The organism is Rhizobacter sp. P2_D12 (genome assembly GCF_056404395.1).
Genome location: NZ_JBFUEB010000004.1, coordinates 1 through 12,865, shown reverse-complemented (window position 1 = coordinate 12,865; position 12,865 = coordinate 1). Strand labels below are relative to the sequence as shown.

The window sequence follows — 12,865 nt, the reverse complement described above, 5'->3', positions numbered from 1 at the left end:
TGTTCACCAGGAGACAAACCATGAAAACACCCCGCACCCTCGCCGCCGCGCTGGCCCTGGCCGGCCTCGCCGCCTTCGGCACCGCGCAGGCGACCGAATTCCGCTCCACCGACATCCACCCGGACGACTACCCGACCGTGCTGGCCGTCAAGCAGATGGGCCAGACGCTGTCGAAGCTGACCAACGGCAAGCACAGCATCAAGGTGTTCAACAACGGCGCGCTCGGTGCCGAGAAGGACACCATCGAGCAGACCAAGATCGGTGCGATCCCGATGACGCGCGTGAACATCGCGCCGATGAACAACATCTGCCCGGCCACCGTGGTGCCGACGATGCCTTTCCTGTTCCGCTCGAAGGAACACATGCGCGCGGTGCTCGACGGCCCGATCGGCGAGGAGATCCTGAAGAGCTGCGAGGCCCAGGGCTTCATCGGCCTGGCCTACTACGACAGCGGCGCGCGCTCGATGTATACCGTCAAGAAGCCGATCAAGACGCTGGCCGACGCCAAGGGCCTGAAGATCCGCGTGCAGCAGTCGGACCTGTGGGTCTCGCTGCTCGAGGCGATGGGCGCGAACGCGACGCCGATGCCCTTCGGCGAGGTCTACACCGCGCTGAAGACCGGCCTGGTCGACGGCGCCGAGAACAACTTCCCGTCGTACGAGAGCTCGCGCCAGTTCGAGGTGGCCAAGTACTACTCGAAGACCGAGCACTCGATGGCGCCCGAGATGCTGCTGTTCTCGAAGAAGGTGTTCGACGCGCTGAGCCCGGAAGACCAGAAGGCGATCCGCCAGGCCGCGAAGGAATCGGTGCCCTACATGCGCAAGCTGTGGGACGAGCGCGAAGAGAAGTCGCTCGCCACCGTGAAGGCCGCCGGCTCGCAGATCATCGAGGTCGACAAGGCCTCGTTCCAGGCCGCCATGAAGCCCGTGTATGACAAGTTCCTGGCCGACCCGAAGCTGAAGGACCTCGTCAAGCGCATCCAGGACACCAAGTAAGCGATGTTCACCCAACTCTGCGCGGCCATTGCCAAGGCCTGCCTGCGGCTCGGCGTGGCCGGCCTGGTGCTGCTGCTCGCGGCGGTGCTGTACCAGGTGTTCGGCCGCTACGTGCTGAACAGCACCCCCACCTGGGCCGAGAGCCTGGCCCTGGTGCTGGTGCTGTACGTGACCATGCTCGGGTGCGCCGTCGGCGTGCGCGATGCGGGCCACATCGGCATGGAGCTGCTCAGCTTCATCCTGCCCGAGAAGGCCAAGATGCCGATGGAGATCCTGATCCACCTGCTGACGATGCTGTTCGGCGGGCTGATGGCCTGGAACTGCGCGCTGATGTTCGACTCGGTGCGCGGCTACATGATCCCGACGCTGGGCATCTCCGAGTCCTGGCGCTACGTGCCCTTCGTCGCGGCCGGCGCCCTCATCATCCTTTTCTCGATCGAACACATCGTGGCCCTGCTGCGCGGCGTGGAAGTGGAGCCGGCATGGCACTGACGATTCTTTGCATCACGTTCTTCGGGCTGCTGATCCTCGGCGTCCCGGTGGCGTTCTCGATCGGGCTGTCGGCGCTCGCGACCATCCTGTACGAAGGGCTGCCGATGGCGGTCATCTTCCAGCAGATGACCTCGGGCATGAACGTGTTCTCGTTCCTCGCGATCCCGTTCTTCATCTTCGCCGGCGAGCTGATGCTCTACGGCGGCATCGCCGACAAGATCGTCAACTTCGCGAACGCCGCGGTCGGGCACATCCGCGGCGGGCTGGGCATGTCGAACGTCGTGGCCTGCACGCTGTTCGGCGGCGTCTCCGGCTCGCCGGTGGCCGACGTGTCGGCGATGGGCGCGGTGATGATCCCGATGATGAAGAAGCAGGGCTACCACGCCGACTACGCGGTCAACGTGACGACCCATGCGGCGCTGGTGGGCGCGCTGATGCCCACCAGCCACAACATGATCATCTACACGCTGGCCGCGGGCGGCAAGGTGTCGATCGCCAAGCTGATCCTGGCCGGCCTGATCCCGGCGCTGGTGCTGACGCTGTGCAACCTGGCCGCCGCCTACCTGGTGGCCGTCAAGCGCGGCTACCCGGCCGGCACCTTCCCGGGCTGGAGCATCGTCGCGCGCACCTTCGCGGCCTCGCTGCCGGGGCTGTTCGTCGTGGTGCTGATCCTGGGCGGCATCCTGTCGGGCGTGTTCACTGCAACCGAATCGGCGGCGGTGGCGGTGCTGTACGCGCTGATCCTGAGCGTGGTGGTGTATCGCACGCTCAAATGGGAGCAGTTCCTGAAGGCGGCCGCGAAGGCGGTGAAGACCACCGGCGTCGTGCTGCTGCTGATCGGCATCTCGGCCTCGTTCGGCTACATCATCAGCCTGTACGAGGTGCCGGCGCTGACCGGGCAGGCGCTGTCGGCGGTGACGACCAGCCCGTGGCTGATCTTCCTGCTGGTCAACATCATCCTGTTCCTGCTCGGCACCTTCCTGGACATGGCCGCCACCATCCTGGTGTGCACGCCGATCTTCCTGCCGATCTGCCAGCACTACGGCATGAGCGAGATCCAGTTCGGCATGGTGATGCTGATCAACTGCGCGCTCGGGCTGAACACGCCGCCGGTGGGCACGACGCAGTTCGTCGGCTGCGCGATCGGCGGCGTCTCGGTCGGCACCGTGATGAAGACCATCTGGCCGTTCTACGGCGCGCTGATCGCGGCGCTGCTGCTGGTCACCTACGTGCCCGCGTTCTCGCTGTGGCTGCCGGGCCTGCTGTAACACCCGCGAGCCAGCCCCGCCCCTGATCCACCCCCGACGCGCCATGGCCATGGCGCGAAGGGATTCGCTCGCCCCGAGGACGGCGAGTTCCCCCTGGCCAGACAAAGATCGACACACACCAACGAGGAGAGAGACATGAGGAGAACCGCCATCGCAGCCGCCGTGCTGCTCGGGTTGACCGGCGCCGCCGCCCAGGCGCAAAGCACGTCCAGCGTCACGCTGTACGGGCTGGTCGACGTCAACATCAGCCAGTACAAGGCCGGCGACCAGGCCGGCGGCCAGAGCGTCACGAAGATGAACGACGGCGTCGTCAACGGGCTGAACGGATCGCGCTGGGGCATCCGCGTCAATGAAGACCTGGGCGGCGGGCTGCGCAGCTCCGTCGTGCTGGAGGCCGGCCTGAACGCCGACGCCGGCACGCTGGGCCAGGGCGGGCTCGCCTTCGGCCGCCAGGCCTTCATCGCGCTCGGCTCGGCCTCGGCCGGCGAGCTGCGCCTGGGCCGCCAGTACATCCTGGAAGACTCGGTGATGGGCCTGACCAACCCGTTCGGCAATGCCGCCGTGAACAACCAGGGCACGGGCGTCACCAACATGGGCAAGGCGCTGCCGTTCTGGCTGAACGCGCCGCGCGCCAACAACATCGTGCAGTACCAGACGCCGACGCTGGGCGGCTTCTACGCGGCGGCGCAGGTGGCCCCGGGCGAAGGCACGGCCGACCGCTTCCACGGCGTGAAGCTGGCCCTCGCGCAGGGTGCGGCCAACGTTGCGCTGTCGTACGAGTGGAACAAGTCGCGCACGACCGGCGACAACACCAACAAGTCGCTGACGATCGGTGCGAACTACAACTTCGGCCCGGTCAAGCTGCTCGGCGGCATCCAGCGCGACAGCGAGCTGACCACCACCGCCGGCAACGGTGCCTTCACCGGCGCCAACCTGGCGGTGACCAGCGGCGGCGGCACGTTCACCGCGTCGAAGATCAACGGCTACACGCTGGGGGTCGAGATCCCGGTCGGCTTCATGACCTGGGGCGTCAACTACTCGGGCGTGAAGTACGAGAGCGCGAGCGGCCAGAGCGCGACGCTGGGCAAGGCTGCGGCCACCGGGCGCTACGGGCTGTCGAAGAACACCTATCTCTATGCCGGCGCGTCGTTCGCGACCGGCGACCTGAAGGACTACATCACCGAGCAGCGCGTGATCCAGGCCGGCATCCGCATGGCCTTCTGATCGTGCAGCGCGCAGGGCATTCGCCGGAATGCCCTGCGCGCGCCTGGCGACAGGCGTAACGTTCCAGCTTCCGGCATTTGAGGAGACATTCCATGATCGCTCGCCGAACCCTGCTTGCCCTGCTGGCCGCCTGCGCTGCCGCGGGCGCCCACGCCGAGGAGGCCTGGCCGGCCAAGCCGGTGCGCATCGTCGTGCCCTTCGCGGCCGGCGGCACCTCGGACATCCTGGCGCGGCTGCTGGGCGAGAAGCTGCAGGTCGCGCTGAAGCAGACCGTGCTGATCGAGAACAAGGCCGGCGCCGGCGGCGTGATCGGCGCCGACTCGGTGGCCAAGTCGCCGCCCGATGGCTACACCTTCCTGCTCGGCACCATCGCGAGCCACGCGATCAACCCGGTGCTGCAGCCGAAGATGCCGTACGACGCCGCGAAGGATTTCGCGCCGGTGATCCTGCTGGGCAGCATCTCGAACGTGCTGCTGGTCGCCACCGAGCAGCCCTACAAGACGGTGAAGGAACTGGTCGCCGCGGCCAAGGCCAAGCCCGGCGACATCGCGTTCGCTTCGTCCGGCCAGGGCAGCTCGCAGCACATGTCGGGCGAGACCTTCAAACTGCTGACCGGCGCCGAGCTGACGCACGTGCCGTACAAGGGCAGCGCGCCGGCCATCCAGGACGTGATCGGCAACCAGATCCCGATGAGCTTCGAGACGGTGACGGTGGCCCTGCCCTACGTGCAGAGCGGCAAGGTGCGCGCGCTGGCGGTGACCTCGGCCAAGCGCAGCATCGCGCTGCCCGACGTGCCGACGCTGCAGGAGGCCGGCGTGGCCGGCTTCGACGTCGCCAGCTGGCAGGCCTTCTATGCGCCGGCCGGCACGCCGCCGGCCATCGTCAAGCGCATCAACGCCGAAGTCGCCAAGATCATCGTGATGCCCGAGGTGAAGGCGAAGATGGAGGCGCTGGGCCTGCAGTACACGCCGAACACGCCGGAGCAGTTCGCCGCGTTCGGCCGCGCCGAGCTGGTCAAGTGGGCGAAGATCGTGAAAGACGGCAACGTCAAGCCGTGACGAGAAGGAGCAGGTGATGGGCGAGCCCCGCAAACCGTTGACGATCCGCATGCACGATCTCGACAACGTCGCGATCGTTGCCAACGACGGCGGGCTGCCCGCCGGCACCGTGCTCGATGGCGGGCTGGTGCTGCGCGAGGCGGTGCCGCAGGGCCACAAGGTGGCGCTGGTCGACCTGCCGGCCGGCACGCCGGTGCTGCGCTACCACGTGAGCATCGGCCTGGCCGCCCGGGACATCCCGGCCGGCAGCTGGGTGCACGAGCGGCTGCTGCAGATGCCGCAGGCGCGCGAGCTGACCGGCCTGCCGATGGCCACGCGGCCGGCGCCGGCCCTGCCGCCGCTGGACGGCTACACCTTCGAAGGCTTCCGCAACGCCGACGGTTCGGTGGGCACGCGCAACATCCTGGCCATCACGACCACGGTGCAGTGCGTGGCCGGCGTGGTGGACTTCGCGGTGCAGCGCATCAAGGCCGAGCTGTTGCCGCGCTACCCGAACGTCGACGACGTGGTCGGGCTGGAGCACAGCTACGGCTGCGGCGTGGCGATCGACGCGCCGGACGCGGTGATCCCGATCCGCACGCTGCGCAACATCAGCCTGAACCCGAACTTCGGCGGCGAGGTGATGGTGGTGAGCCTGGGCTGCGAGAAGCTGCAGCCGGAGCGGCTGCTGCCGCCGGGCACGATCTCGATCCGCGACGAGCGCGGCACGGCCAGCGCGCCCGAGGCGCTGGACGTGGTGTGCCTGCAGGCCGAGGCGCACGTCGGCTTCATGTCGATGATCGATTCGATCATGGCGACGGCGCGCGCGCACCTGGAGCGGCTGGACCGCCGCCGGCGCGAGACCTGCCCGGCCAGCGAGCTGGTGGTGGGTGTGCAGTGCGGCGGCAGCGATGCCTTCAGCGGCGTCACGGCGAACCCGGCGGTCGGCTTCGCGACCGACCTGCTGGTGCGGGCCGGGGCCAGCGTGATGTTCTCCGAGACCACCGAGGTGCGCGACGGCATCGCGCAGCTCACCGCGCGCGCCGCGACGCCCGAGATCGCCGAGGCGATGGTGCGCGAGATGGCCTGGTACGACGCCTACCTGCAGAAGGGCCGTGTCGACCGCAGCGCCAACACCACGCCGGGCAACAAGAAGGGCGGGCTGTCGAACATCGTCGAGAAGGCCATGGGCTCGATCGTCAAGAGCGGCAGCGCGGCCATCACCGGCGTGCTGTCGCCGGGGGAGAAGCTCGCGACCAAGGGGCTGACCTATGCGGCCACGCCGGCCAGCGACTTCATCTGCGGCACGCTGCAGCTGGCCGCCGGCATGAACCTGCACGTCTTCACGACCGGCCGCGGCACGCCGTACGGGCTGGCCGAATGCCCGGTGATCAAGGTGGCCACGCGCAGCGACCTGGCGCGGCGCTGGCACGACCTGATGGACGTCAACGCCGGGCGCATCGCCGACGGCGACGCGACGATCGAGGACGTGGGCTGGGAACTCTTCCGGCTGATGCTGGACGTGGCCAGCGGGCGCACCCGCACCTGGGCCGAGCGCTGGAAGCTGCACAACGCGCTGGTGCTGTTCAATCCCGCGCCGGTGACCTGAGGGCAGCGAGGCACGAAGCCGGCCCCCATTTCGCGCAGAATGCTGGAACCGCTTCCGCCCGGAAGCGGAACAAGAAGTACAACGACTGGAGACGAGATGAGAGCGATTGGACGTGCCTTGTGCGCGGGTGCCTTGTCGTGCCTGCTTCAACCGGTGTTCGCGCAGGAGCTGAGGGCCTGGAACATCCACCCCGACGGGTATCCGGTGACGGAAGCGCTGGCGTACTTTGCCGACCAGGTCGGCAAGGAGACGCAGAACCGCATCCACGTGAAGGTGTACTCGAACGCCGGCCTGGGCGACCAGCCGAAGGCGGTGCAGATGATGAAGGCCGGCGAGCTGGACCTGGCGGAGTTCAGCCTGGGTCCGCTGTCGGAGGCGGCGCCGAGCACCAAGGCGCTGACGCTGCCCTTCCTGTTCCGCGATTCGAAGCACATGTTCCGCCAGCTCGACGGCAAGCTGGGGGAGCGCTTCGAGGCCAAGCTGAAGGAGGCGGGCTATGTGGTGCTGGGCTGGTACGACGGCGGCGCGCGCTCGTTCTACTGCGTCAACAAGCAGATCCGGCAGGCGCAGGATTTCACCGGCCTGCGCATCCGGGTGCAGCAGTCGGACACCGCGATCGAGATGGTGAAGCTGCTCGGCGCGACGCCGGTGGTGCTGCCCTACAAGGAGGTGGCCGACGCGCTGAAGGACGGGCGCATCGACTGCGCCGAGAACAACCTGCCGTCGTACGAATCGGCCGGGCATTCGAAGATCGCGAAGTTCATGTACCTGTCGAACCACACGGTGTCGCCGGAGGCGCTGGTGATGTCGACCAAGGCCTGGGGGCAGCTGTCGCCGGACGACCAGAAGCGCTTCCAGGAGGCGGGGCGCAAGTCGGCGGTGCGCATGCGCGAGCTGTGGAACCAGCGGGTCGAGGAGGCGCGCGCGGCGGCCGCGAAACAGGGCTCACAATTCGTCGCGATGAACGACCACGGCCCGCTGGTGGCGCGCATGCGGCCGCTGCACCAGAAGTACATGGCCGACCCGCAGACGCGGGATGAGTTGTTCACGATCATTTCCGACTAGGAGAGGCCTGATGGCGGTGCGCATCGTTCGACTCGGCAGCCCGCGCGAGCCCGGCGAGGGCGTGCGGCTGGGGACGGTGCGCCGGCCGCCGCGCGGCGTGCCGAAGAGCGAGTTCGCGAGCCGCGACTTCTACGATGCGTGGCTGCCGACGCTGGCGCCGAGTGCCGAGCTGATGGCGTGGATCAAGGCCGAGGAGATCACGCCGGCGCGCTGGACGCAGTTTGCGCGCAAGTACCGCACGGAGATGGGGCAAGGCGAGGCACCGCACGTGGTGGCGGCACTGGCCGCCTTGTCGCAGCACGGCGACTTTGCGGTGGGCTGCTACTGCGAGGACGAGGCGCGCTGCCACCGGTCCCTGCTGCGGGCGCTGCTGGGCGAGGCGGGGGCGAAGGTGGACGCGCGCGCGTCGTGATCACGCTGGTGCTGTTGCCGGGGATGGACGGGACGGGCGAGCTGTTCGCGCCCTTCATCGCAGCGCTCGATGGCGCGTTCGAGGTGGTCGTCGTGCGGTACCCGGGCGACCGGGCGCTGGGCTACGAGGCGCTGGAGGGCATCGCGCGCGAAGCGTTGCCGAAGGATGGGCCGTTCGTGCTGCTGGGAGAGTCGTTCTCGGGGCCGATCGCGGTGTCGATTGCCGCATCGGCGCCGCCCGGCCTGGTCGGGCTGGTGCTGTGCTGCAGCTTCGTGCGCAACCCGCTGCCGGCGCTCGGCAGGCTGGGTTGGCTGGTCGATGGGCTGCCGGTGCGGCTGGCGCCTGTCCGTCTGCTGGGGCACCTGGTGCTGGGGAGGGACTCGACGGCCGCGCTGCGCGATGCGCTGGTGCGGTCGCTCGGCCAGGTGTCGCCGGCGGCGTTGAAGGCGCGGCTTCGCGCGGTGCTGGGCGTCGATGTGTCGGCCAAGCTCGAAACGGTCAGCGTGCCGGTGCTCTGCCTGCGGGCATCCCGGGATCGCGTGGTTCCCCGGTCGGCAGGCGCACTGGTGATGCGCCTGGCACCGCGCAGCCAGCATGTCGAAATCGACGCATCCCACTTCCTGCTGCAAGGTGCGCCGAACGATGCGGCACGCGTCGTCCGTCAGTTCGCGTCCGAAGGTCGGCGCGCCCAGAGCACGGGTTGAAACAGCACATCGTCGAGTTCAGCGTCCGACAGCAGATGCGGAAGGCTGTTGTCGCAAGCGATCACGGCGGCCATCGATCCGGAGGCCGTGCACGCCAGCGTTCGAAGATCATCGACGTGCGTGGCTGCTTGCACGGATCGACGGGCGAGTTCGGTCCGCAGTCGTTCGATGGCCCCGGGGGAGATGTCGGACGCCGTGACCTTGCAGCCGTGCGCCAGCAGGCCCAGGGTTTGGGTGCCGATCCCGCAGGCCGCATCGAGCACCGGCTCGCCAGGTTCCACGCCAGCGGAATGCAGGAGATCGGCCAGGGCTTCGCCTTGCTGCGCCACGGAACGCTCCCAGTCGCCGTAGAGCAGGTGGTAGAACGGGGCGAGCTGGTCGTAGAAGGATGCAGTCATCGAATCAATGCGACCCTTGTCAGGTGGCGTCGCCTATTCGCGTGACGACGATCGTCTGAGCGGACACAACGATGTAGCCATCGGCAAGATGGAGATGGGTGCATTGCGGCGACACGGCGGGGTTCCAGTAATTGATGTTTCCCGCCTTGAAATTGTCTGCGAGAGAAGTCAGGTCAGCGGACAGGTTGACGCTCTCCACGTGCTCGAACCGGATCTGAAGCTTGACTCGCTCGGACGCAGAGGGTTCTTCATAGGCGCCCACCGTCAGCGTCACCGTCCGACGAACCGGGTCGAGGCTCACGCCAAGGAGGTGGGCGTCGTGCAACTCAAGCGAAAACGGGTTCATTTCTGATCAGGAGGGCGGCGTAAGACGCAGCTCGCCCTCCTAGCGCCCAAAGTCTTTGGCTCGTCGCCCCCAGAATCGAGCCCGCTCCCGCCTCCCCAGTTCAGCATACAGCAGTGACAAGTTCTCCGCCGTGCTCATCTGTGGGTTCCGACGCCAAGAGCGCACATACCAACCGATGGCCGCTGACTTGTCGGCCTTCACGCCGGTACCGAGCTCAAGAAGGAGCGCAACGTTGTGCTGTGAGTGCGAATGCCCTTGCTCAGCAGCACGGAGAAAAAGGCGGAACGCCTCTTTCTCTTCCCCCTGTTCAAGCAGATTGCTCGCCTCGACGAACATTTCGTCGAGTTCCCGGGATTGATCTGACTCGTTCATCATTGTGTGGCCGCAGCGGCTCCAAGTGCAGGTATGCACAACTCTGGTTGCAGAATACACACTGCAACGCAGACCACACCAACGCCAATCACCAAGATCGTATCTTGACACCCCTGGTCGCACATGACCGACGGAGTCTTGTTGTCGGGAAACGGCATTTCTGGAGGTCGCGGTTTGCGGATCCACTTACCTGTTTGATGGTGTCGGCACTCCACGAATTTGGCGTCCGGCGGGGATAGCTCGCGGCAGTGTTTGTATGGGTTGTCCGTGTTCTTGCCACCAGCTCCGCCCGTCGCTCCCCGCTCTCCTCGTCCTCCAGCCAAACCCATCGGGTCTGTTTCGGCAAGGGGATTCGCATCGACATATGCGAAGGTGTTGAGGCCGCCGGCAAGCCCGATGGGGTCACTCTCCTTGTAGCGCCCAATTCCCGAGTCATAGCTTCGGAAGTAGTTGTAGAACAGCCCCGACTCCGCATCCGCGTACTGCCCCGGGAAGCGCAGGTTGAAGGTGAAGCTGCCCAGCCCGCTCGGGTTGCTGTCGGGTACCGTCGTGCCGAAGGGCTCAGCGATCCAGGTCCAGCGCGTCGCGCCGTTCACGTCCACCACGACGCGCGGCGTGTTCAGATGATCGGTGTGGATGTAGTACACGAGCGGCTGTCCGTTCGGGTTCGCCGGATCCGGCATGAACACCGCGATCGGGACGTTGCCCAGCCATGCGTACTCGCGGATCACCTGTCCCGTGTGGTCGTACTCGCCGAGCAGCTCTCCCTGCTGGCCGTACACGAAGATCACCGTGCTCTGGGGCCCCGTGCTGCTGACCTTGCGCACCCGCTGCCCGAAGGCGTTGTAGGTGTAGGTGGTCGTGACGCCGCCCTTGGTCAGCGTGGCCAGCCGGCCGCTCGCGTCGTAGGTGGCGCTGTAGCTCGCCGAGTCGGTGATGGTGTTGCCGGCGTTGTCGTAGCCGAAGCTGCGCGCCGGGTTGGTGATGCCGGTGAGCCGGTTGCTTGTCGCCTCGGTGGTGTAAACGCTCGGGCTGCCGTTCAGGCTCACGCCGGTGCGGTTGCCGTTGGGGTCATAGCTGATCGCCCAGCTCGCCGTGGCGGTCGTGATCCCGGTGATGCGGCTGTTCTCGTCGTAGCCGAAGCCCTGGTCCAACGCTGGCTGCGGCGTGCCGTCCGGGTTCAGGTGCGTGAAGCTCACGACGCGGCTGGCCTCGTCGTACCGGATGTCGCGGTACACCGCCCCCAGGCGCTGGCGCACCAGGCGCACGCTCAGGTCATAGACGCGCTCGTGGTCCTGCGGGCCGGTGCCCATCGCCCACTGCCAGTTCTCCACCGGGCCGAACGGGAACCACTTGATCTGGCTGATCAGCGGGTTCGGGCTACTACCGGTGTCCTGGGCGAGCGTGATGGTCTTGGGCCGTCCGTTCGCGTAGGTGATGCCCAATTTGCGGCCCGACGGGTACGTGATGCTCGCCACCCGACCCACCACATCCTGGCCGTAGCTCACGGTCTTGGTGACCGCGGCAGCGTTGACCCCCGAGGCCGCATTGACCACCTGGATGTCGACGACCATCTCGCCGTTCAGGTTGAAGCCGTGTTGGGTGCTGCCGCCGGGGAAGCTGGTGCTGGTCAGGTGATCGGTGCCCGCACCGTAGATCCCACCGGTCTGGTCGTAGGTCCAGGTGAAGGCCTGGGTGGTCATCCCCGCTTTGGTGAAGACGGTGCTGGTGCGCCGGTTGATCACGTCGTACTCGGACGTGGCCAGCACGCCGCGGCTGTCGGTGCGGGTGATCAGGTTGTCGGCTTCGTCATACGTCTGGTTCGAGATGCCGGTGTCGGGGCTGATCAGCTGGGTGGCGTTGCCGAAGCCGTCGCGCGGGTACTGGGTGACCAGGTTCCTCGGGTCGGTCACCTGGGTCGTGCGATCAGCTCCGTCGTACTGGAAGCTCGTCTTGCCGTTCTTCGGGTCGGTGTGCTCCTTCACGCGCGACCGCGGGTCGTAGCCGAGCTGGGTCACCAGGTTCAGCGTGCCGGCGCCGCGGGTGATCTTGGTGCGGTTGCCCTGGGCGTCGTATTCGTACTCCGTCACCGGGGTGGGCGAGACCGGTGGAGGCGGCAGGCCTTGCGCGTGAGCGACGTGGGCGAACGTGGCGAGCAGGGCCGTTGCGGCCAGGGGTTTCATGCTTGTTCTCATGCTCATTCCTCCTGCCCGGTCGCGCGCTGGGCGCGGCCCAAGGCGTCCATCACGCGGGCCAGGTTCGTCCTCAGGGCCCCACTCGGGTCCTGGGCCGAAGCGCTCGTCTGGTTGCCGGCGTTGTCGAGCACGTAGTCGATGCGGTTGCCGCCGTCGTCATACGCGGCCACCTGGCGGTGAGCGTCGTCGTAGTCGAAGCCGACCCAGGTGCCGTCGGGTTGAGTCACCTTCTTCAGTTGGCCCACGGCGTCATAGTCGTAGGTCGTCGTGCGGCCGTTCATGCTGCTTGACGTCAGGCGCTGGCGCAGGTCGTAGGTGTTGAGCGTCACCGCGCCGTCGGGGCCTGTGCTTTGCAGCACCTGGCCGTAGCGGTTGTAGCGGTTGAAGGTGGTCACCTTGCCGCGCGCATCGGTGATCGTTGCCAGGTCGCCGATGGTGTGGTCGGCGTTCGTGTCGGAGTAGTACGTGGAGTTCGTCGTGTCGCCGGCGCGCGTGCCTTGACTCGTCAGCACCTGACCCCGCTCGTTGTACGTCCACGTGCTGATGCGGGTGGCTGCCCCGGGTTGCAGGCTGGCCGCGAAGCCCAGGTGCCCGTCCGCATCGGTCGTGACCTGCTCGCCGCGCTTGCACAGCAGCGCCAGCGGCTTGCCGTCCGGCAGCTGCGTTCCTGCCGGCACGCAGTTGGCCGCGGCGTTGCCGTTGAAGCCATCCCGGCTCGCCGGGTTGCCGTTCGCATCCAGCACCTGCC

At 67.3% G+C, this 12,865-nt stretch carries 13 protein-coding genes and 1 pseudogene; 9 read left to right on the top strand and 5 right to left on the bottom strand.

Annotated elements, in window-relative coordinates; all coding sequences use genetic code 11:
* The first annotated feature begins 20 nt into the window (after window positions 1-20).
* The 9 genes from AC1DYN_RS02035 (at window position 21) to AC1DYN_RS01995 (ending at window position 8,806) form a co-directional block, all read left to right on the top strand.
* The gene (locus AC1DYN_RS02035; protein WP_477957429.1) at window positions 21-995 is read left to right on the top strand and encodes a TRAP transporter substrate-binding protein; all 975 of its coding nucleotides are present in this window, start codon (window positions 21-23) and stop codon (window positions 993-995) included.
* Window positions 996-998: 3 nt separating this feature from the next.
* Complete coding sequence (locus AC1DYN_RS02030) at window positions 999-1,487, top strand: TRAP transporter small permease (protein ID WP_477957428.1); 489 nt, start codon at window positions 999-1,001, stop codon at window positions 1,485-1,487.
* A complete protein-coding gene (locus tag AC1DYN_RS02025) occupies window positions 1,478-2,755 on the top strand; it encodes a TRAP transporter large permease (protein WP_477957427.1) in 1,278 nt (425 codons plus the stop codon). The genes AC1DYN_RS02030 and AC1DYN_RS02025 overlap by 10 nt, the downstream gene beginning before the upstream one ends.
* A 135-nt stretch (window positions 2,756-2,890) precedes the next feature.
* On the top strand, window positions 2,891-3,979 hold the full coding sequence (locus AC1DYN_RS02020; protein WP_477957426.1) for a porin: 1,089 nt from the start codon (window positions 2,891-2,893) through the stop codon (window positions 3,977-3,979).
* Between the two features lie 92 nt (window positions 3,980-4,071).
* Window positions 4,072-5,037 carry a tripartite tricarboxylate transporter substrate binding protein gene (locus AC1DYN_RS02015; RefSeq protein ID WP_477957425.1) on the top strand — a complete coding sequence of 322 codons (966 nt, stop codon included), beginning with the start codon at window positions 4,072-4,074 and terminating at the stop codon, window positions 5,035-5,037.
* A gap of 16 nt (window positions 5,038-5,053) precedes the next feature.
* Complete coding sequence (gene garD, locus AC1DYN_RS02010; RefSeq protein ID WP_477957424.1) at window positions 5,054-6,625, top strand: galactarate dehydratase; 1,572 nt, start codon at window positions 5,054-5,056, stop codon at window positions 6,623-6,625.
* Between the two features lie 96 nt (window positions 6,626-6,721).
* Window positions 6,722-7,690, top strand: coding sequence for a TRAP transporter substrate-binding protein (locus tag AC1DYN_RS02005; RefSeq protein ID WP_477957423.1), 969 nt, complete (start codon window positions 6,722-6,724; stop codon window positions 7,688-7,690).
* Between the two features lie 10 nt (window positions 7,691-7,700).
* Window positions 7,701-8,102 carry a DUF488 domain-containing protein gene (locus AC1DYN_RS02000; RefSeq protein ID WP_477957422.1) on the top strand — a complete coding sequence of 134 codons (402 nt, stop codon included), beginning with the start codon at window positions 7,701-7,703 and terminating at the stop codon, window positions 8,100-8,102.
* On the top strand, window positions 8,099-8,806 hold the full coding sequence (locus AC1DYN_RS01995) for an alpha/beta fold hydrolase (protein WP_477957421.1): 708 nt from the start codon (window positions 8,099-8,101) through the stop codon (window positions 8,804-8,806). Before AC1DYN_RS02000 ends, AC1DYN_RS01995 begins: the two co-directional genes overlap by 4 nt.
* Here the strand turns inward: AC1DYN_RS01995 and AC1DYN_RS01990 are convergent.
* The 5 genes and pseudogenes from AC1DYN_RS01990 to AC1DYN_RS01970 all read right to left on the bottom strand — a co-directional run.
* Window positions 8,764-9,204 carry a methyltransferase domain-containing protein gene (locus tag AC1DYN_RS01990; RefSeq protein ID WP_477957420.1) on the bottom strand — a complete coding sequence of 147 codons (441 nt, stop codon included), beginning with the start codon at window positions 9,202-9,204 and terminating at the stop codon, window positions 8,764-8,766. The genes AC1DYN_RS01995 and AC1DYN_RS01990 overlap by 43 nt on opposite strands.
* A gap of 19 nt (window positions 9,205-9,223) precedes the next feature.
* Window positions 9,224-9,550: a hypothetical protein gene (locus AC1DYN_RS01985; RefSeq protein ID WP_477957419.1), complete on the bottom strand. Its 327-nt coding sequence runs from the start codon at window positions 9,548-9,550 to the stop codon at window positions 9,224-9,226.
* A 39-nt stretch (window positions 9,551-9,589) separates the two neighbouring features.
* Window positions 9,590-9,922 carry an SEL1-like repeat protein gene (locus tag AC1DYN_RS01980; RefSeq protein ID WP_477957418.1) on the bottom strand — a complete coding sequence of 111 codons (333 nt, stop codon included), beginning with the start codon at window positions 9,920-9,922 and terminating at the stop codon, window positions 9,590-9,592.
* Entirely contained in the window at window positions 9,922-12,105 is a 2,184-nt protein-coding gene (locus AC1DYN_RS01975) for an RHS repeat domain-containing protein (RefSeq protein WP_477957417.1), read from the bottom strand. The genes AC1DYN_RS01980 and AC1DYN_RS01975 overlap by 1 nt, the downstream gene beginning before the upstream one ends.
* 14 nt (window positions 12,106-12,119) lie before the next feature.
* A pseudogene (locus AC1DYN_RS01970) lies at window positions 12,120-12,865 on the bottom strand (RHS repeat domain-containing protein); the annotation flags it as partial.

What these genes read in the sequence shown, in the direction of transcription:
- AC1DYN_RS01990 (WP_477957420.1), bottom strand. Translation starts at nt 9,204, where the DNA reads ATGACTGCATCCTTCTACGACCAGCTCGCCCCGTTCTACCACCTGCTC.
- AC1DYN_RS01985 (WP_477957419.1), bottom strand. Translation starts at nt 9,550, where the DNA reads ATGAACCCGTTTTCGCTTGAGTTGCACGACGCCCACCTCCTTGGCGTG.
- AC1DYN_RS01980 (WP_477957418.1), bottom strand. Translation starts at nt 9,922, where the DNA reads ATGAACGAGTCAGATCAATCCCGGGAACTCGACGAAATGTTCGTCGAG.
- AC1DYN_RS02025 (WP_477957427.1), top strand. Translation starts at nt 1,478, where the DNA reads ATGGCACTGACGATTCTTTGCATCACGTTCTTCGGGCTGCTGATCCTC.
- AC1DYN_RS02015 (WP_477957425.1), top strand. Translation starts at nt 4,072, where the DNA reads ATGATCGCTCGCCGAACCCTGCTTGCCCTGCTGGCCGCCTGCGCTGCC.
- AC1DYN_RS02005 (WP_477957423.1), top strand. Translation starts at nt 6,722, where the DNA reads ATGAGAGCGATTGGACGTGCCTTGTGCGCGGGTGCCTTGTCGTGCCTG.
- AC1DYN_RS01975 (WP_477957417.1), bottom strand. Translation starts at nt 12,105, where the DNA reads ATGAAACCCCTGGCCGCAACGGCCCTGCTCGCCACGTTCGCCCACGTC.
- AC1DYN_RS02035 (WP_477957429.1), top strand. Translation starts at nt 21, where the DNA reads ATGAAAACACCCCGCACCCTCGCCGCCGCGCTGGCCCTGGCCGGCCTC.
- AC1DYN_RS02000 (WP_477957422.1), top strand. Translation starts at nt 7,701, where the DNA reads ATGGCGGTGCGCATCGTTCGACTCGGCAGCCCGCGCGAGCCCGGCGAG.
- garD (WP_477957424.1), top strand. Translation starts at nt 5,054, where the DNA reads ATGGGCGAGCCCCGCAAACCGTTGACGATCCGCATGCACGATCTCGAC.
- AC1DYN_RS02020 (WP_477957426.1), top strand. Translation starts at nt 2,891, where the DNA reads ATGAGGAGAACCGCCATCGCAGCCGCCGTGCTGCTCGGGTTGACCGGC.
- AC1DYN_RS02030 (WP_477957428.1), top strand. Translation starts at nt 999, where the DNA reads ATGTTCACCCAACTCTGCGCGGCCATTGCCAAGGCCTGCCTGCGGCTC.